The following is an 18,186-nucleotide window of genomic DNA, read 5'->3' as shown; positions in this document are numbered from 1 at the left end:
ATATAGGTCAGGGCCTCGCGCTGGTCCCAGCTGTGGTTGCCGAGCGTCAGGCAGTCGGCGCCGGCCATGAACAGCTCGTTGGCGGTGTTCTCTGTGATGCCGAAGCCGCCGGCGGCGTTCTCGGCGTTGACGACCACGAAGTCGAGCTTCAGGTCACGTTTCAGCGCGGGCAGGTGGTCGCCGAGACCGTCGCGGCCGGACTTGCCCACCACGTCGCCGAAAAACGCCAGTCTCATACGATCCGCCTCATGGGACGGCTCTATAGCCCCTCTCGGTCAGAACGCCATGCAGACGGATGTCGTGCAGCTCGACCGGCAGGTTTTCGACCTCCTGCCCGGCGTAGGCGAAGCCGATGCGGACGGCGTCCGGCAGGGCCGAAAAGGTCCGGTCGTAATAGCCGCCCCCCTGCCCCAGCCGCCCGCCGGCCGCGTCGAAGGCCAGCAGGGGCGTAACGATCAGGTCGGGCGTGACGGCGGCGGCCAGCGGGAAGGGCGCGGGCACCCCGGCCTCGTCGAGTTCGAGCGGCTCGCCGGGCGACCAGCGGCGGAAGGTCATGGGAGCGTCGCGCTCGACGACCACCGGGAGGCAGAGCTGACGGCCGAGACGGGTGAGCGCCATCGACAGGGCATCCGCGTCGATTTCCGAACCAATGGCGCGATAGACGGCGATGACGTCGCCTGGAGGGAGGTCCTCCGCGTGTTCGGCCGCGCGCAACGACGCCTCCGGATCGAGACCGGCCAGACGCTTGCGCGTCGCGCGCATGGCGGCCCGGAGTTCATGCTTGTCAGTCATGGGGGAGAGGTAGCGCATTCGGGGGGCGCCCCGAAGCCCCTCCACCGCTTTCGCGGTTCCCCTCCCCGTTCGCGAAGAGCGGACGGGGACGCGCCCGCCCAAGCAGCGAGCGACAGCGCACAAAAAGGAGAAGGGTGGCGGCGCCGCGAGAACCGTGAAGGACGTTTAAATCCTCTCGACCTGGGTAGCCAGGTGGGCGCCGTGTGCCCAGGCCCACGGGCCTGATCAGGGACAGCTCCCTTCGAGTGAATTAAGGTCGCGAGGAAATGTTGCCTTCGACGAGGGCCGCAGCAGGACCCGCCGGGACGGAAGATAGTCGTTCGCGCCCCCCGGCGCCAGTGGCCGCCGGACAGGCGGCAGACCGGGGCCGCCTCACAGCCCCTGGGCGATCTTCTCCAGCCGCGCGGCGACGGCGTTCAGCGCCTCGGCCACTCCGTCGGCCGAGACCGCCGTCGCGGCGGCGGCCGGATTCTCCAGCCGGGCCTCGTGCAGTTCATCGGCGAGCAGCAGGCCGGCCATCAGGAACAGGCGGATGTCGCCGACGTGTCCGACCTCTCCCGCCACCTGGCGGACATGGCCGTCGAACTGTTTGGCGAGGATGCGGACGCGTTCCTCCTGACCGTCGGCGCAGCCGACCGCATAGGGGCGGCCGTTGATCTCGACCGTCACAGTGGCCATCAGCGGGCCTCCGGCTCGTTGAGGCTGTCGCGGATGACCGCCGCGGCGCGCGCCAGAACCTCGGCGGCGTCACGCCCGGCGGATTCGAGTTCGTGGATGCGCCGCCGGTCGGTTTCGCTGGAGGGCTGGGGGGCGAACAGGTCGTCGTCGGGCGCCCGGCCGGCGCCGGCGGCGCGGCTCTTCAGGTCGAGCAGCCGGCGTTCCAGCAGAGCCAGAGCGCGGTCGACCCGGTCCTTGGCGGCCGATGCTGCGTCCATTCAGTCATATCCTCCAGAATCCGTATAGAACCCGCTCGCGCGCCGGGGTAAAGCGGCGCGCCTCCCTTTTTCCGCCTTCCGACGAAAGGTCCCCCCGTGACCGACGCCAAAACCGTATCCGAAAAAGCCACGCCGAAGCAGATGGCGGACGCCATTCGCGTTCTGGCCATGGATGGGGTCGAAAGGGCGAAGAGCGGCCATCCCGGCATGCCGATGGGAATGGCCGACGTGGCCACCGTGCTGTTCAGCCGCTTTCTGAAATTCGACGCCAGCCGGCCCGACTGGGCCGACCGCGACCGCTTCATCCTGTCGGCGGGCCACGGCTCGATGCTGATCTACGCCCTGCTGCACCTGACCGGCTACAAGGCGGCCACGAAGGACGAACTGTCGAACTTCCGCCGGTGGGGATCGAGGACCGCCGGCCACCCCGAGTTCGGCCACATGCCGGGCGTCGAGACCACCACCGGACCCCTGGGCCAGGGGCTGGCCAACTCGGTCGGCTTCGCCATGGCCGAGCGCCACCTGGCCGCGAAATACGGACCCGACCTGGTCGACCACCGGACCTGGGTCATCGCCGGCGACGGCTGCCTTATGGAGGGGGTGTCGCAGGAGGCGATCACCCTGGCCGGGCGCTACCGGCTGAACAGGCTGACGGTGCTCTGGGACGACAATGAGATCACCATCGACGGCAAGGTGTCGCTGTCGGACGCCACCGACCAGAAGGCGCGCTTCAGGGCTGCGGGCTGGGCGGTCAAGGCCATCGACGGCCACGACGTGCACGCCATCCGCGGCGCGCTCAAGTGGGCGACGCGGCAGGACCGGCCGACGTTGATCGCCTGCAGGACCCGGATCGGTCGCGGCGCGGCGACCATGGAGGGCAGCCACAAGACCCATGGCGCGGCCCTCGGCGCGGCCGAGGTCGCGGCGACGCGGCTGGGCCTGTCCTGGACGCATGAGCCGTTCGAACTGCCCGAGGCGGTCGACAAGGCCTGGAAGAAGGTCGGCCGCCGGGGCGCCAAGGACCGCAAGGCGTGGGAGGCCCGGCTGGCCGCCTCGCCGCAGGCCGCCGATTTCACCCGCGCCATGAAGGGCGATCTGCCCGAGGGCGCCTTCGCCCAGCTGGACGCGAAGATCGCCGAACTGGTCGAGACCAAACCGGCCCAGGCCACGCGCCAGTCGTCGGGCGCGGCCCTGGACGAGCTGTTCGCCGCCGTGCCGGAGCTGATCGGCGGCTCGGCCGACCTGACCGGCTCGAACAACACCTTCGTCAACGGCACGCCGATCCTCGACGCCCCGACCTACGAGGGCCGCTACGTCAACTGGGGCATCCGCGAGCACGGCATGGCCGCGGCCATGAACGGCATGGCCCTGCATGGCGGGGTGATCCCCTATGGCGGCACCTTCATGGTGTTTTCGGACTACAGCCGGCCGTCGATCCGCCTGGCGGCGCTGATGGGGGTCCGGGTCATCCACGTGCTGACCCACGACAGCATCGGCCTGGGCGAGGACGGTCCGACGCACCAGCCGGTCGAGCATCTGGCGGCGCTGCGGGCCATCCCGAACCTGCTGGTGTTCCGCCCCGCGGACACGGTCGAGACCATGGAGTGCTGGCGCCTGGCGCTGGAGCACGGGTCGGCGCCGTCCGTACTGGCCCTGTCGCGGCAGAAGACGGCGGCGGTCCGCACCGTGGCGGCCGGGGAAAATCTGTCGGCGCGGGGCGCCTATGAGATCAAGGCGGCGAACGGCGAGGCGCGGGTCACCCTGTTCGGGACGGGCACCGAACTGCCGCTGGCGCTGAAGGCGGCCGAGACGCTGGAGACGGAAGGCACGCCGACGCGGGTGGTGTCGGTCCCCTGTTTCGAACTGTTCGAGCGCCAGGACGCCGCCTACCAGGCTTCGGTGATCGGCCGCGGCACGGTGCGGGTCGCCGTCGAGGCGGCCATCCGGCAGGGCTGGGAGCGGTTCATCGGCGAGGACGGCGGCTTCGTCGGCATGACCGGCTTCGGCGCCAGCGCCCCGGCCGAGGTGCTGTACGAGAAATTCGGCATCACCGCCGCGGCGGTGGTGGCGGCGGTGAAGGCGCGGCTCTGACACAGGCCGCGACCGGCCGGCCCGGGCGCGGGGCCCCGGGCCGGCCGGGAGACCCGGTCGTCAGAGGCCGGCGTCGCCCTCGGCCGAGCCGCCCGCGCCGCCCATCATGGCCGCGTGGTGGGCCGAGGCCTCCTCGCGGGTGATGCGGCCGTCGCCGTCCGCGTCGATGCGGGCGAACATTTCGGCGTGGCGGGCGCCGAATTCGTCGCGGGTCAGACCGTCCTCGTCGATCTCCATCGCCATGGGGCCGCCCGGCCCGGCCGGCTGGCCCATGGCGGCGCGATGGGCCGCGAACTCCTCGCGGGTCAGGCGGCCGTCGCCGTCAGCGTCCATGCGGGTGAACATCTGGACGTGGCGGGCGGCGAATTCGTCGCGGGTCAGGCCGTCCTCGTCGATCCCCATGCCCATGGGCGGCATGCCCCCGGGCTTCATGCCCATGTGCCCGCCCGATCCGCCCGGGCCGCGCATCATGGCGTGATGGGCCGCGAACTCCTCGCGGGTCAGGCGGCCGTCGGCGTCGGCGTCCATGCGCGCGAACATCTCGCCATGCCGGGCCAGGAATTCGTCGCGGGTCAGGCCGTCCTCGTCGATCTGCATGCCCATCCGCCCCATGCCGTTGTGCTGCATGCCCATGTGGCCGGGCGGCGCGGCGACGGCCGCATCATGGCCCTCGTGCTCCGGCCGGTCCTCCGCCTGGGCGGCGCCCGGCGCGGCGGCGGCGGGATGGTTTTCGTGGGCCTGCGGCTCCTGCGCCTGGGCGGCCAGCGGAGCGGCGGCGATGACGGCGGCGGCGAAAAGAACTCTCACGATGGTCTCTCCCGGAATGACAGTCGACCGATATCGGTCGCGGCGGCATCCAGACGCGCCGCTTGTGGCGCCGGTATGGCCGGGCGACGCGACTCGTCGCCACGCCGGGCCCCGTCGTCGGCGGCCCCCACGGTGAAGCCTGTCCCCGGCTAGAGCGACGGGGCCGCCGCGGCGCGGACCTGCCGGGCGCCGGCCAGGGCGGCGACGGCGAGGTCCAGGGCCGGATCCTGTCCGGGCGCCTCGCCCTTCGGAGCGGGCGCGGTCAGGTCGGGGGTGACGCCGCGTTTCTCCAGCCGGACGCCGGCCGCGGTCACGAAGTCGGAGCGGCTCAGGCTGAGACGCCCGCCGTCCGGCAGGCGCGTGTCCTGGGAGATCAGCACGGCCCCGGCGGTGTTTTCGCCGACCACGAGGGCGCGCCCGGCTTCCTGCAGGGCCGCGGGGGTCAGTTCGGCGGCGCTGCGGCTGTCGGCGTCGACCAGAACGGCGACGTCGTGAGGCGCCGGCCCCTCGAGGTCGCCGCAGCCGCCGGCGGTCCTGAGCACGATGGTCCGGCCCGAACGGGTCGTACGGGTGGCCCAGGCGAGGTCTCGCGGCAGGAAGCAGCTCAGCACGGCGTCGGCCTCGATCAGGCGTCCGCCGGGGTTGCCGCGCAGGTCGAGGACGATGTCGGTGTCGGCCGGCAGGGCCGCCAGCTGGCCGCCCATCCAGTCGCCGAGACCGGGCTCGAAGGCGTCGATGCGCAGCACCGCCACGCCGGGGCGGGCGAGGTCGGCCGTGAACGGCGGACGCGGCGGCATGATCCTCGGGGTGACCGTCAGGGTGCGGCGGACGCCGGCGGGATCGGCGACGGCGAGGGTCACCGTCTGGCCCTCGACCACGTCGAGTTCGGGAAACCAGGCCCCGGGCGCGGCGGAATCCAGCCGCCACCCGGCCTCGAGCCCGGCCGCCTCGGCCGGGGAGCCCGGGCGCACGGACTGGATGACATAGACGCCCGGCGCCCCGGGATCGGCGCGCAGGGTCACGCCGATGGCGGGGCGCGCCTGGCGCACCATGTCGATCCGGCGTGCGACGGCCGGAGCCGAGGCGCCGGCATGGTCGTCGTCCAGCAGGTCGAGCATGTCGCCGAGCACGCGGTACAGGGCGCGGTCGTCGGCGGCGAGGAGCGCCCGGGGGCGATAGGCGCGCCGCGCCGCGGCCCAGTCCACGCCGTGCAGGCCGGGATCGTAATACTGGCTCCGGACCTCGCTCCAGACCCGGTCGAAGACGCGCTGGTTCATGCGCATCCGGTCCCGGGACGGGCGGGCGGGCGCCGGGCCCGCCGGGGCGGCGGCGACGGCCGCCGACGGCGCCCCGGACGGATCACCCGCCACGGCCGGGCCCGCGACGAGCGCAAGGGCGATCGCGGCTGACCCGGTCAGTCGGAGAAGCAGGCGGCGGAGGTTCATCGCCCCCAATTAGGGCGACGAAGCCCGGTTCCCCAAATCACGAATATGACGGACGCGCATCCCGCCGCCGGACCTGGCATGGCCGGCGCCGGGCCGAAGCGTTGCAGTTCATCGCGGCTTGTTACAGGGGCGGGGTTGAATCCCCGCGCCCCCGGTTCCATTGAAGCGCCAACGACAATCACGCCTCCAGGAGCCCGCCCCATGACCGTCCGCGTCGCCATCAACGGTTTCGGCCGCATCGGCCGCCTCGTCCTGCGCTCGATCGTCGAGCACGGCCGTCGCGACATCGAGGTGGTGGCGATCAACGACCTGGGGCCGGTGGAGACCAACGCCCACCTGCTGCGCTACGACTCGGTCCACGGCCGGTTCCCGGGCACGGTCGAGACCGGCGAGGACTGGATCGACGCCGGCCTCGGCAAGATCAGGGTGACGGCGATCCGCAACCCGGAAGAGCTGCCGCACAAGGCGCTGAACGTCGACATCGCCTTCGAATGCACCGGCCTGTTCACCTCGAAGGACAAGGCCAGTGCGCACCTGAAGGCCGGCGCGAAACGGGTGCTGGTCTCGGCCCCGGCCGACGGCGCCGACAAGACCATCGTCTACAAGGTCAACCATGACGTTCTGACCGCCGACGACATCGTGGTCTCGAACGGCTCGTGCACCACCAACGCCCTGGCCCCCGTGGCCAAGGTCCTGCACGACCTGTTCGGCATCGAGCGCGGCTATATGACCACCATTCACAGCTACACCGGCGACCAGCCGACGCTGGATACGATGCACAAGGACCTGTACCGGGCCCGCGCCGCCGGCCTGAGCATGATCCCGACCTCGACCGGCGCGGCCAAGGCGCTGGGTCTGGTGCTGCCGGCGCTGAAGGGCAGGCTGGACGGCTCGTCGATCCGGGTGCCGACGCCGAACGTCTCGGTCGTCGACCTGAAGGTGGTGGCCGGCCGCGAGGTCACGGTCGACGAGATCAACGCCGCGCTGCAGGCGGCCGCCGACGGCCCGATGAAGGGGGTGCTGTTCACCACCACGGACCCGCTGGTTTCGATGGACCTGAACCACGTGGCCGCCTCGTCGACCGCCGCCCTGCCCCAGACCCAGGTCGTCGATGGGAAACTGGCCCGCGTCCTGACCTGGTACGACAACGAATGGGGCTTCGCGACGCGGATGGCGGATACGGCGCTGGTGATGGGCAGGTTCATCTGAAACCGACTCAAACGGTCGTTGATTGGAACTCACTCGTTCATTGACTGTTCACGACCAACGAGTCATAAGGCGCTCATTAGAACCCCTCGGGGAGCCGCCCGCATTGTCGGATACGGCGAACCGAGTAATAAGGCCCCGGGGACGCTTCGGCGTCCCCGTATCATTTTTGGGGCCTTCATGTCTGACCAACCTCTCGCCACCACGATAGCGGTCGCCGTCGCCCCGGTGGCGCCACGGTTGCGAGTCCGCGTGTTCGTGGATTTTTGGAACTTTCAACTCGAACTGAAACGCCGTTCACCGGGCTTCCTCACGGACTGGAAGCCGATAGGCATGCTGTTGGCCAACGAGGCGGCAAAGCTCGTCGATCCTAGTTGCAGTCCCGTGTTTGAAGGTATGCATGTTTATGGATCTTTTGATCCAAACAAGCCTCAAGACGCCAAACTGAGGAACTGGTTCGCCAACACGCTCGACAAAATGCCTGGCGTGCATGTCACGCTGGTAGAGCGTCAGCAGAAGCGAGGCTATCCGAAGTGCCCCGCCTGCCAAGCTGAAACGCCGACCTGTCATGCCTGTGGCAGCGATATGCGTGGAACTGAAGAAAAGGGCGTTGATACCCGAATTGTAGCGGACATGATCAGCCTGGCGTGGGCAAACGCCTACGATGTGGCGGTCCTTGTCTCAGCGGATCGCGACTTCGTTCCAGTTGCGGATTTCCTTCAAACGAAGGGCATCAAGGTGGTTCACGGCTGCTTTCCGCCTGTGGGAAGCCACCTCTCACAACGATGCTGGGCCAGCACAAATATTACCCACCTCATGCCCCTGTTCGAACGGACGCCGAAAGCATGACCCAGTTCCGCACCCTCGACGACGCCGCAAAGACCTCCGGGGGCCTCGCCGGCAAGACCGCGCTGGTCCGCGTGGACTTCAACGTCCCGATGGAGGGCGGCAGGGTGACCGAGGACACCCGGCTGCGGGTGGCGATTCCGACCATCGAGAAGCTGCGCGACGCCGGAGCCAAGGTGGCCCTGCTGGCGCATTTCGACCGGCCCAGGGGCCAGCGCGTGCCGTCGATGAGCCTGCGGCCGGTGGTCGACGATCTCGAACACCTGCTCGGGGCGCCGGTGCGGTTCGCCGAGGACTGCGTGGGCGAAGAGGCGAAGGCGATGATCGCCGACGTCGACGCCGGCGGGGTGGTGCTGCTGGAGAACGTCCGCTTCCACGCCGGCGAGGAGAAGAACGACCCGGCCTTCGCGGCGCGGCTGGCGGAGTTGGGCGACCTCTACGTCAACGACGCCTTCTCGGCGGCGCACCGGGCCCATGCCTCGACCGAGGGCCTGGCGCGCCTGCTGCCGGCCTATGCCGGAGAGTCGATGCGGCGCGAGCTGGAGGCGCTCGACGCGGCCCTGGGCAAACCGCAAAAGCCGGTGCTGGGCATCGTCGGGGGGGCCAAGGTCTCGACCAAGCTGGACCTGCTGAAGAACCTGGTCGGCCAGCTGGACCGGCTGGCCATCGGCGGCGGCATGGCCAACACCTTCCTGTTCGCCCAGGGCGTCGATATCGGCGGCTCGCTGGCCGAGAAGGACATGGCCGACACGGCGCGGGAGATTCTCGCCGAGGCGGACGCAAAGGGTTGCGAAATCCTGCTGCCGATCGACGTGGTCGTGGCGACCGAGGTCAGGCCGGGGGTCGAGACCCGCACCGTGCTGGCGCGCGAGGAGATCGGCGACGACGAGAAGATTCTCGACGCCGGTCCGCTGACCGTCGAGAAGCTGGTCAAGGCCATGGCCCTGTCGCGCACCCTGATCTGGAACGGACCGCTGGGCGTGTTCGAGGTTCCGCCGTTCGACGCCGCCACGGTGAAGGCCGCGCAGGCGGCCGCGCAACTGGCCAAGTCGGGCGCACTGGTGGCGGTGGCGGGCGGCGGCGACACGGTCGCGGCCCTGCATCACGCCGGGGTGGCGGACGACATGACCTTCGTCTCCACCGCGGGCGGCGCCTTCCTGGAGTGGATGGAGGGCAAGCCCCTGCCCGGCGTGGAGGCGCTTCGCACAGGCCGGGCGGGCTGTAACGATGCGTGACTTCCGGCCCCGGCGGGGCTAGATCACCGCGAACGACAAAGCTCAGGAGGAAGTCATGGATCTGGCGGCGCTCAACGCGGTGGCCGAGACGATGGTCACCCCCGGCAAGGGCATTCTGGCGGCCGACGAGTCCACAGGAACGATCAAGAAGCGCTTCGACGCCATCGGGGTCGAAAACACCGAAGACAACCGTCGCGACTACCGCGAATGCCTGTTCCGCTCGGAGCAGACCATGCGCGAGCATATCTCGGGCGTGATCCTGTTCGAGGAGACGCTGTACCAGGACGCCCGGGACGGCACGCCTCTGGTCGACCTGATCAAGGCCGCGGGCTCGATCCCCGGCATCAAGGTCGACAAGGGCGCGAGCAAGATGGCCGGCTTCCCGGGCGAGACCGTCACCAAGGGGTTGGACGGCCTGTCCAAGCGGCTGCGCGCCCACTACGAGCGCGGCGCCCGCTTCGCCAAGTGGCGGGCGGTGATCGACATCGCCGACGGCATCCCGACCTGGGGCTGTGTCAAGTCCAACGCCCACGCCCTGGCCCGCTACGCCCGCATCTGCCAGCAGGAGCAGATCGTGCCCATCGTCGAGCCGGAAGTGCTGATGGACGGTTCGCACGACATCGCCCGCTGCGACGAGGTCACCCGCTGGGTGCTGCAGACCGTGTTCCAGGAACTGTACGAACAGCGCGTGGCGCTGGAAGGCATCGTCCTCAAGCCGAACATGGTCATCTCCGGCAAGGGCAGCGTCCGTCAGGCGACGGTCGAGGAGGTCGCCGAACGCACCATCGCCGCGCTGAAGGCCACCGTGCCCTCCGCCGTGCCGGGGATCGCCTATCTGTCCGGCGGCCAGACCGACGAACAGGCCACCGCCCATCTCGACGCCATGAACCGCATCGGCGGCTTCCCGTGGAAGATGACCTTCTCCTATGGCCGCGCCTTGCAGGCCGCGCCCCAGCGCGCCTGGGCCGGCAAGGCCGAGAACGCCGTCGCCTGCCAGGCGGCCTTCCACCACCGCGCCCGCATGAACGGCCTGGCCTCGCTGGGCCAGTGGGAGAAGAAGCTGGAGAAGAAGGCGGCCTGACGCTCTCGGGCCGGCGCGTCAGGCGCCGGCCGTCAGTTCACCAGCCGCCGTACTGGTCCCTGAAACGCCAGCGGACGTCGCGGAGCTCCCGCTCGGCGTCGTCTATCCCGTCCTGGGCCCGGCGCCAGTCCCGTTCGGTGTCGGCCCGTTCCCGGCGGATTTCGGCGATGCGGTTGCGGATCTGGTCGCGCTGAGCCTCGGTCAGGCCCTCGGCGCGGGCCTCGGCCTGTTTGGCGACGATCTTGTCGTCCAGTTCCTCAAGGCGGGTGCCCAGGCTGTCGACCCGACCCCGGGCGTTCGACAGCGCCTGTTCCGCGGCGTGCACCACCTGGCCGTCCCGGTAGGCGTAGATGAAGTCCGCCTCCAGCTCACCCGGGCAGACTCCGGCATAGGCCGAGCCGGCGCGGCCCACCTCGAAGCCGCGGTACGGCGTGCAATAGTGCGCCAGGCCCTGGCGTCGCCCCATGGCGTAGGCGGCGGCGTCGGGGGTGACGCCGTGTTTGGCGCAGGCCTGGGCGTGATCTTCGAGCCGGCTCATGGTCAGGCCCTGCTGGCCGTCGACATAGCCCTGACCGGACCAGTCGCCGGCCATGCATTGATCGGCGCTCATGGTCGCGCAACTGCCCACGGCGAGCGCCGCGCCGCCGGCCGCCGCCGCGATGAGCAGAAGTCTCATTGGTCCGTCTCCCCCAGATACCGGCGTTAATCATGACGGATGTCGAGCTGACAGCCAAGCTTGCGTCTTGCCCGGCCGCGCGCGTGCCGTGCTAGATCGCTGACCGCCTGTCCGGCGGCGGAGCGCCCGGTGTCCGACGAGCCCCTGATCGAAGACGACGACGCCGTCGTGCTGGAGGCCCGCCTCGAAGCCGGCGGGGTCCGGCTGGACAAGGCGCTGGCCGACGTCTTTCCCGACCTGTCCCGAGCCCGCCTGCAGGCCCTGATGGCCGAGGGCGCGGTCCGCCGCGACGGCGAGGTCGTCTCGAACGGTTCGGCCAAGGCCCAGGCGGGGCTGTACACGATCATCCTGCCGCCGGTCCTGTCGGCGACCCCGACGCCCGAAGCGATCCCCCTGACGGTGCTGTTCGAGGACGCCGACCTGATCGTCGTCGACAAGCCGGCGGGCATGGCCGCCCACCCGGCGCCGGGCTGCGAGACCGGCACCCTGGTCAACGCCCTTCTGGCCCATTGCGGCGCCTCGCTGTCGGGGATCGGCGGCGTCGCGCGACCGGGCATCGTCCATCGGCTGGACAAGGACACCTCGGGGGTGATGGTCGCCGCCAAGTCGGACCGCGCCCACGCCGGGCTGTCGGCCCTGTTCGCGGCCCACGACATCGAACGCACCTATGTCGCCCTGACCCGGGGGTCGCCCAGCCCCGCGAAGGGCCGGATCGAGACGCTGATCGGGCGGTCTTCCTCCGACCGCAGGAAGATGGCGGTGCTACGGAGCGGCGGGCGCGAGGCGGTCACCGACTATGAGGTCGAGCAGGTGTTCGGCGCTCCCGCCAGGGCCGGCGGCGCGCCGCTGGCCGCCCGTGTCGCCTGCACCCTGCACACCGGGCGGACCCATCAGATCCGCGTCCATCTCGCCTCAAAGGGCGCGCCGATCCTCGGTGATCCCGTCTATGGCTCGGGCAGTCCCGCCGCACCCGTCCGCGCCGCCATCGCGGAAGCGGGCCTGAAGCGCCAGGCGCTGCACGCCGCGGTGCTCGGCTTCGCCCATCCGGTGACCGGCGAGCCGCTGCGCTTCGAGACCTCGCCGCCGCTGGATATGGCGGAGCTGGAGCAGTTGCTCGCGGGGCTGTGACGCTCCACAAGTCGCTCGAGGAGACCCGCGATGACCGACGCCGACATCCGCGACAACGCCGAACGCCACCGCGACATCCCCGGCCAGTGGGGTTTGCGGTGACCTGGCTCCTGACGTGCCTTTTGGCGGCCCTGTGCCTGGCGGCGTGCGCCGGCTCCCCTCCGGTTCAGGAGCCGCCCTTGCGCGTCCTCTATCTGTCCCAGTCGGTCGGTTTCGTGCACGAGACCGTCCGCCGTCCGGCCGGCGGGCTGTCGTCATCGGAACTCGCGCTCCAGGAGATGGCGCGCGACAGCGGCGCCTTCACGGTGGAGCTGACCCAGGACGCCCGCGACCTGGCCGCCGCCCGGCTGGCCGAGTTCGACGTCCTCATCTTCAGCACCACCGGAGCCCTGCCCATCGGCCGGGAGACCTGGACGGCGATCATCGCATGGATCGAAAGCGGTCGGGGCGGATTCGTCGGCATCCACAGCGCTGCAGATACGGCGCTCGATTTCGAGGGCGGACAGGAGGCCTACACGACCTTCCTTGGCGGCCGCTTCGACGGCCATCCATGGACGCAGGGCACGCCGATCCGCCTGTCGAACCTTGAGCCGGCGCACCCGCTCGCCGCCGCCTGGTCCGACGGGACGCCCTATGCTGAGGAAATCTATCAGTACGCCGGCTTTGTCCCCGATCGGGTCCGCGTGCTGCAGACGCTCGACATGACGGCGGAACCGTTGCGGCGTCCCTACCCGGTACCGGTGACATGGGTCCGCCACATCGGCCAGGGCCGACTGTTCTACACCAACCTCGGCCACACCCCCTCGACCTGGGATGATCCCCGCTTCCGCAATCAGATCGTCAATGCGATCCGCTGGACAGGCCATCAGCTGAACGCTCCGGCCGCGCCCAATCCGGATGTGCAGGATGCGGCCGCGATCGTCGCCTTCGCAGCGGCGGAGGGGCTCGACGCCCCCTCCAGCCAGATCCCTCCGGGTCTGGCGGAGACAATTCGCCGGCTGCAGACCCTGCATCCGGAAAAGCACGACGGCGACGCCTCGGGGTGGGACGCCGCCCGGGCACGGGTTCGAGCCGCGCTACCCCAGTAAGTCTTGATTAAGGACTGACTCTCCGCTATACACTCACTCATTCGGTGCAGTGGCGCCGGGGCAACGGTCACGCCTGAGTGTGACGATCCGCCTCTGACAAAGGCGGAAACCCGATCCTATCTCACCGGTTGAGGGGCGAGGTGACGGCGCACATCGCGTGGCCAGAACCGCAGAGCCCGCTCGTTCTCACGGTCGGAGGGACCATATGACTGCTGCCAGATCGCTCGCGGTGATGTCGCCTGAACAGGGACTGTCGCGATACCTGACTGAAATCCGCAAATTTCCGATGCTGGCCAAGGATGAGGAATTCATGCTGGCCAAGCGCTGGACCGAGCACCAGGACCCCGAGGCCGCCCACCGCCTCGTGACCTCGCACCTGCGCCTGGTGGCCAAGATCGCCATGGGCTACCGCGGCTACGGCCTGCCGATCGGCGAGGTGATCTCCGAGGGCAATGTCGGCCTGATGCAGGCGGTCAAGAAATTCGATCCGGACAAGGGCTTCCGCCTGGCGACCTACGCCATGTGGTGGATCCGCGCCTCGATCCAGGAATACATCCTGCGCAGCTGGTCGCTGGTGAAGATGGGCACCACGGCGGCGCAGAAGAAGCTGTTCTTCAACCTGCGCAAGGCCAAGAGCCAGATCTCGGCCTTCGAGGAGGGCGACCTGCGCCCCGAACACCTCTCCGTCATCGCCACCAAACTGGGCGTATCGGAGGAGGAGGTCACCAACATGAACCGCCGCCTCGGCGGCGACGCCTCCCTGAACGCGCCCCTGCGCGCCGACGGCGAAAGCGAATGGCAGGACTGGCTGGCCGACGACACGGCGGTGTCGCAGGAGACCCAGCTGGCCGAGGACGAGGAGAAGTCGATCCGCATGGGCCTGCTCGAGGAGGCCATGCAGGAGCTGACCGACCGCGAGAAACACATCCTCACCGAACGCCGCCTCAAGGACGATCCGGTCACCCTTGAGGAGTTGGCCGGCCAGTACGGCGTGTCGCGCGAGCGGGTTCGCCAGATCGAGGTCCGCGCCTTCGAGAAGCTGCAGAAGGCCATGCGCGCCGCCGCCGAGGAACGGAACCTCGTCGACGCCTGAACGCGACCCCGATCCGGTTCGCCGCGATCGACGGATTCCCCGCCCCGGTCCGTTGGAGTTTCCGACAGCTGGAAACCACGGGAGACGGACCGGTGCCATTCCTCCATCGACTGATCGCCATCTCGCTGCTGGCGTTCGCGACCGCGGCCTGCGGCGGAAGCGGGGGGCCGTCGTCCGATCCGCCGGGCGTCGAGCCGCCGTCACCGCCGCCTCCACCGCCGCCGCCGCCGCCGCCGCCCCCGCCGCCGCCGCCGACGGGAGCGTCACTGACGATCGGCGCCCAGGTCAGTCCGACCGAGGCGGGCCGGTTCTGCACCTGGATCACCGCGGACAACAACGAGGCCACCTCCCTCTGGCTGAAATGGGGGGAGGTGCCGCGAACCAACGGCCGGTATGACTGGAGCGCGCTCGACCGCCAGATCGACGCCTTCAGCACCTGCGGCATCGACGTCGGCCTGCATGTCCAGTCGCAGCTGGTCCTGAACGAGGCCCAGGTGCAGCCGCCGGACCTGACGGCCTACCTCCCCTTCCTGAGCGAGCTGGCGACGCGCTACCGGGGGCGGGTCTCGCGCTATTCCATCGAGAACGAGGCCGTTGGCAGGCCGCCGTGGCGGACGCAGCCCGAGGCCTATTTCGAACTCCTCGACGCGGCCTATCCGGTGATCAAGGCGGCCGATCCCGACGCCATCGTGCAGGACAGCGGACTTTCGAGCAGCATGATCGGGTTCATGCGGGTCGATGACCTCTACCGCGCCGGGCAGGTCAGCGAAGCCCTGGATCTGCTCGAGAGGGTCAGGGCCAACCAGATAGGCGGGGTTTTCGAGGACGACCCGCCGCCTCTGACCGAGGCGGATCTCGAAGCGCTCTCCGAAAGAGCCGACATGGCGCGGTTTCGCCGCTGGATCGAGCTTCTGAGGCGGCATCGCGACAGTCTCGACGTGCTGCAGATCCATTTCTACGGCGACTGGGACTACCTGGCGGAGAACATGCGCTGGGTCCAGACGCTGGACATCGACCGGCCGGTCGAGGTGTGGGAGCTTTCCAAACGCCGCCCCCGGGGGTTTTCGGATAATCAGGAGACGGCCGACAACATGGTCAAGCTGATCACCATCGCCGCCGGCGAGGGGTCGAAATTCAGCCTGTTCTTCAACTATGTCGACTGGAACCCCCGGGGCGGCTTCTTCCCCGGCCTGCTCGACGGCTCAGGCACGCCGCGGCTGCCGATCCAGATCGCCTTCCGGACGCTGACCGAATACATCACCGACGCGGTCGAGGCCTCGCCCGTCGATCTGGGACCGGGCGTGTGGGCCTATCGCTTCGTCGGCCCGGACCCGTCGCGGACCGTCCACGTGATCTGGAGCTCCACGCCCCGGACGCTCGCCCTGCCCGGCGACCCGCCGGCCCGCCTCATCGACATGACCGGCCGGGAATCGGCCATCGATCGCCGGTACGTCCCGGTCGGCCCGGCTCCGGTCGTGGTCGCCGAGCCTGCTCCTTGAGCGCCTTTCCGGGAAGGCCCGGCCCCGGCGAGGGCCGACTTCTGTCAGACGGCCCGGGCCAACGGCTCGCCGCGAGGCATGGCCAGCAACGCTCCGATCGGGGCGGCGAGGGTCGCCTTGGTGGGCGGGCCCGAGGCGAGGCTGACCTCCAGGGCGCCGACGGTCACGGCGAGGCGGGAATCGGAGAGCTTCATGGCCAGCGACTTCAGGGTCGCGGCCTGCTCGCGGATGGCCCGGACGGCCTGGAGCGGATCGTTGTCGAACTGATCCAGGGCGGCGGCCAGAATCCTCATGGCCTGGTCCTGGGCGGCGGCCATGGCGGCCGCGCCGGTGGCCGGCCTGTCGGCCTTGCGCTTGCGGTCGCCGGTGAATTCCCCCGAGTTGAAACGGCGCCGGTCGGGGCCGACGTAGCCGACCGCTTCGACCCAGTCGCGGGGCTTCAGGGCGACGTTCTCGATCCGCTTGAACAGGTCCGCGCTGGTGAAGGGCTTGCGGAGGAATTCGTGCACCCCGCTGTCGCGCGCGCCGAGGATCGTGCTCGCGGTCGCGTCGGCGGTGACCATGATGATCGGCGCCCTCCGGCAGGCGAAGCTGGAGCGCCGCAGCGCGCGCGCCAGCGATTCACCGTCGAGACCTTCGCCGTTGCGCTCGGTGAAAATGATCCCGGGCTGCATGTCCTCGGCCGCCCTGAGGGCCCGGGCTTCGCTGGGCTCGATATGGATCTGGCCCGCCCCCATGCCCTTGACGATCTCCATCAGCAGACGCGCGGCGTGAGGATTGGGATCGACGATCAGCACCCGCCTCAGCACCGGAGCCAGCTTCGCCAGGACACGGGGATCGAGAGCAAACAAGACGGGGCCTCCGGGATCGGTCCGTCATGCTTAACCGGATCCGGTTAAGGCCCGTTGAACGCCTGGTCGCGCCAAAGGCGGTCAGCCCTGGAACGGGTCGTGCATCAGTATGGTGTCGTCGCGCTCGGGACTGGTCGAGAGCAGGGCCACGGGCGCGCCGATAAGCTCCTCGATGCGGCGGACGTATTTGATGGCGTTGGCGTTGAGGTCGCGGAAGCTGCGCGCGGAGGCGGTGCTCTCGGTCCAGCCTTCCAGCTCCTCGTACACCGGCTCGGCCGCGGCCTGGTCGTTGAGGCTCGAGGGCAGATAGTCCAGCACCTCGCCGCCGATGCGATAGCCGGTGCAGATTTTCAGCGTCTTCAGGCCGTCGAGAACGTCCAGCTTGGTCAGGGCGATGCCGTCGATGCCGTTGATGGCGACGGACTGCCGCACCAGCACCGCGTCGAACCAGCCGCAGCGCCGGGCGCGGCCGGTATTGACCCCGACCTCCCGGCCGACGGTGGCCAGGTGCCGGCCCACCTCGTCATTCAATTCGCAGGCGAACGGCCCCTCTCCGACCCGGGTCGTATAGGCCTTGACGATGCCGAGCACATAGCCGACGCCCCTCGGCCCGATACCGGAGCCCGCCGCCGCCTGCCCCGCCACGGTGTTGGAGCTGGTCACATAGGGATAGGTGCCGTGGTCGACGTCGAGAAACGCGCCCTGGGCGCCCTCGAACAGCACCCGCCGGCCGTCGCGCCGGGCCTTGTCGAGCAATCGCCAGGCCGGCTGGACGTAGGGAAGAATCCTCGGCGCGATCTCCAGAAGCTGCCGGAGCAGCGCGTCCGGATCGATGGGCTCGAGCCCGAGGCCGGCGCGCAGGGGATCATGGTGCGCCCGCAGCCGGTCGATCTTCACCCTCAGATCCGCGGCGCTGGCCAGATCGCACACGCGGATCGCACGCCGGCCGACCTTGTCCTCATAGGCCGGACCGATGCCGCGGCCGGTGGTGCCGATCCGGGCCCCGGGCGCGCTCGCCGCGGCTTCCCGGGCCACGTCCAGCGCCGGATGGATCGGCAGGATCAGGCAGGCGTTGTCGGCGACGACAAGCACGTCGGGGTTGATGGCGACGCCCTGCGCCTCGACCCGCTCGATCTCGTCGACCAGGTGCCAGGGATCGACCACCACGCCGTTGCCGATGATCGAGGGCTTGCCCTGGACCACCCCGCTCGGCAGCAGGGCCAGTTTGTAGACCTTGCCGTCGACCACGAGGGTGTGGCCCGCATTGTGGCCGCCCTGGAAGCGCACCACCACGTCCGCCCGGTTCGACAGCCAGTCGACGATCTTGCCCTTGCCTTCGTCGCCCCACTGGGCGCCGACCACCGCCACGTTCGCCAAGACTGTTCTCCGCTGTCCGGGATTTCGGAATGCGGG

The 18,186-nt window shown here is 69.8% G+C and carries 18 protein-coding genes and 1 other RNA gene; 9 read left to right on the top strand and 10 right to left on the bottom strand.

Going from position 1 to position 18,186, the window contains the following annotated elements:
• From Q0588_RS08145 to Q0588_RS08125, 5 genes are all read right to left on the bottom strand, one after another.
• Positions 1-236, bottom strand: a 236-nt coding sequence (locus Q0588_RS08145; protein ID WP_298745432.1) for a YmdB family metallophosphoesterase, incomplete at its 3' end; no start/stop codon positions are given.
• Positions 237-246: 10 nt separating this feature from the next.
• Positions 247-792: a 5-formyltetrahydrofolate cyclo-ligase gene (locus tag Q0588_RS08140; protein ID WP_298745431.1), complete on the bottom strand. Its 546-nt coding sequence runs from the start codon at positions 790-792 to the stop codon at positions 247-249.
• A 136-nt stretch (positions 793-928) separates the two neighbouring features.
• A non-coding RNA gene (ssrS, locus tag Q0588_RS08135) (6S RNA) lies at positions 929-1,089 on the bottom strand.
• Between the two features lie 75 nt (positions 1,090-1,164).
• On the bottom strand, positions 1,165-1,470 hold the full coding sequence (locus Q0588_RS08130) for a cell division protein ZapA (protein WP_298745430.1): 306 nt from the start codon (positions 1,468-1,470) through the stop codon (positions 1,165-1,167).
• A complete protein-coding gene (locus Q0588_RS08125) occupies positions 1,470-1,727 on the bottom strand; it encodes a hypothetical protein (protein WP_298745429.1) in 258 nt (85 codons plus the stop codon). The genes Q0588_RS08130 and Q0588_RS08125 overlap by 1 nt, the downstream gene beginning before the upstream one ends.
• 141 nt (positions 1,728-1,868) lie before the next feature.
• On the opposite strand from Q0588_RS08125, the gene tkt reads away from it, so the two are divergent.
• Complete coding sequence (tkt, locus tag Q0588_RS08120) at positions 1,869-3,818, top strand: transketolase (protein WP_298745434.1); 1,950 nt, start codon at positions 1,869-1,871, stop codon at positions 3,816-3,818.
• Between the two features lie 60 nt (positions 3,819-3,878).
• Here the strand turns inward: tkt and Q0588_RS08115 are convergent, their stop codons facing one another.
• Both Q0588_RS08115 and Q0588_RS08110 read right to left on the bottom strand, forming a co-directional pair.
• Positions 3,879-4,625 carry an EF-hand domain-containing protein gene (locus tag Q0588_RS08115; RefSeq protein ID WP_298745428.1) on the bottom strand — a complete coding sequence of 249 codons (747 nt, stop codon included), beginning with the start codon at positions 4,623-4,625 and terminating at the stop codon, positions 3,879-3,881.
• Between the two features lie 149 nt (positions 4,626-4,774).
• On the bottom strand, positions 4,775-5,902 hold the full coding sequence (locus tag Q0588_RS08110) for a S41 family peptidase (RefSeq protein ID WP_298745427.1): 1,128 nt from the start codon (positions 5,900-5,902) through the stop codon (positions 4,775-4,777).
• Between the two features lie 369 nt (positions 5,903-6,271).
• Here Q0588_RS08110 and gap point away from each other — a divergent pair, with 369 nt between their 5' ends.
• The 4 genes from gap (at position 6,272) to Q0588_RS08090 (ending at position 10,438) form a co-directional block, all read left to right on the top strand.
• The gene (gap, locus tag Q0588_RS08105; protein ID WP_298745426.1) at positions 6,272-7,279 is read left to right on the top strand and encodes a type I glyceraldehyde-3-phosphate dehydrogenase; all 1,008 of its coding nucleotides are present in this window, start codon (positions 6,272-6,274) and stop codon (positions 7,277-7,279) included.
• Positions 7,280-7,456: 177 nt separating this feature from the next.
• Positions 7,457-8,125, top strand: a complete 669-nt coding sequence (locus Q0588_RS08100; RefSeq protein ID WP_298745425.1) for an NYN domain-containing protein — start codon at positions 7,457-7,459, stop codon at positions 8,123-8,125.
• The gene (locus Q0588_RS08095; protein WP_298745424.1) at positions 8,122-9,357 is read left to right on the top strand and encodes a phosphoglycerate kinase; all 1,236 of its coding nucleotides are present in this window, start codon (positions 8,122-8,124) and stop codon (positions 9,355-9,357) included. The genes Q0588_RS08100 and Q0588_RS08095 overlap by 4 nt, the downstream gene beginning before the upstream one ends.
• 55 nt (positions 9,358-9,412) lie before the next feature.
• A complete protein-coding gene (locus Q0588_RS08090; RefSeq protein ID WP_298745423.1) occupies positions 9,413-10,438 on the top strand; it encodes a class I fructose-bisphosphate aldolase in 1,026 nt (341 codons plus the stop codon).
• A gap of 37 nt (positions 10,439-10,475) precedes the next feature.
• On the opposite strand, the gene Q0588_RS08085 is transcribed toward Q0588_RS08090, so the two are convergent.
• Positions 10,476-11,114, bottom strand: coding sequence for a DUF2799 domain-containing protein (locus Q0588_RS08085; protein WP_298745422.1), 639 nt, complete (start codon positions 11,112-11,114; stop codon positions 10,476-10,478).
• Positions 11,115-11,258: 144 nt separating this feature from the next.
• Between Q0588_RS08085 and Q0588_RS08080 the strand changes: the two genes are divergently transcribed.
• The 4 genes from Q0588_RS08080 (at position 11,259) to Q0588_RS08065 (ending at position 15,922) form a co-directional block, all read left to right on the top strand.
• Positions 11,259-12,242 carry an RluA family pseudouridine synthase gene (locus Q0588_RS08080; protein ID WP_298745433.1) on the top strand — a complete coding sequence of 328 codons (984 nt, stop codon included), beginning with the start codon at positions 11,259-11,261 and terminating at the stop codon, positions 12,240-12,242.
• 179 nt (positions 12,243-12,421) lie between these two features.
• Complete coding sequence (locus tag Q0588_RS08075; RefSeq protein ID WP_298745421.1) at positions 12,422-13,330, top strand: ThuA domain-containing protein; 909 nt, start codon at positions 12,422-12,424, stop codon at positions 13,328-13,330.
• Positions 13,331-13,535: 205 nt separating this feature from the next.
• Positions 13,536-14,423 carry an RNA polymerase sigma factor RpoH gene (gene rpoH / locus Q0588_RS08070; RefSeq protein ID WP_298745419.1) on the top strand — a complete coding sequence of 296 codons (888 nt, stop codon included), beginning with the start codon at positions 13,536-13,538 and terminating at the stop codon, positions 14,421-14,423.
• Positions 14,424-14,515: 92 nt separating this feature from the next.
• Positions 14,516-15,922 carry a hypothetical protein gene (locus Q0588_RS08065; protein WP_298745417.1) on the top strand — a complete coding sequence of 469 codons (1,407 nt, stop codon included), beginning with the start codon at positions 14,516-14,518 and terminating at the stop codon, positions 15,920-15,922.
• Between the two features lie 44 nt (positions 15,923-15,966).
• Here Q0588_RS08065 and Q0588_RS08060 read toward each other — a convergent pair whose 3' ends face one another.
• Complete coding sequence (locus Q0588_RS08060) at positions 15,967-16,773, bottom strand: response regulator (protein WP_298745415.1); 807 nt, start codon at positions 16,771-16,773, stop codon at positions 15,967-15,969.
• A gap of 81 nt (positions 16,774-16,854) precedes the next feature.
• The gene (locus Q0588_RS08055; protein ID WP_298745413.1) at positions 16,855-18,150 is read right to left on the bottom strand and encodes an adenylosuccinate synthase; all 1,296 of its coding nucleotides are present in this window, start codon (positions 18,148-18,150) and stop codon (positions 16,855-16,857) included.
• Positions 18,151-18,186: the final 36 nt, after the last annotated feature.

Origin of the sequence: uncultured Brevundimonas sp. (assembly GCF_937870815.1) — a bacterium.
In the GTDB taxonomy this organism is placed as follows: domain Bacteria; phylum Pseudomonadota; class Alphaproteobacteria; order Caulobacterales; family Caulobacteraceae; genus Brevundimonas.
This window is presented reverse-complemented; position numbering and strand designations above follow the sequence as displayed.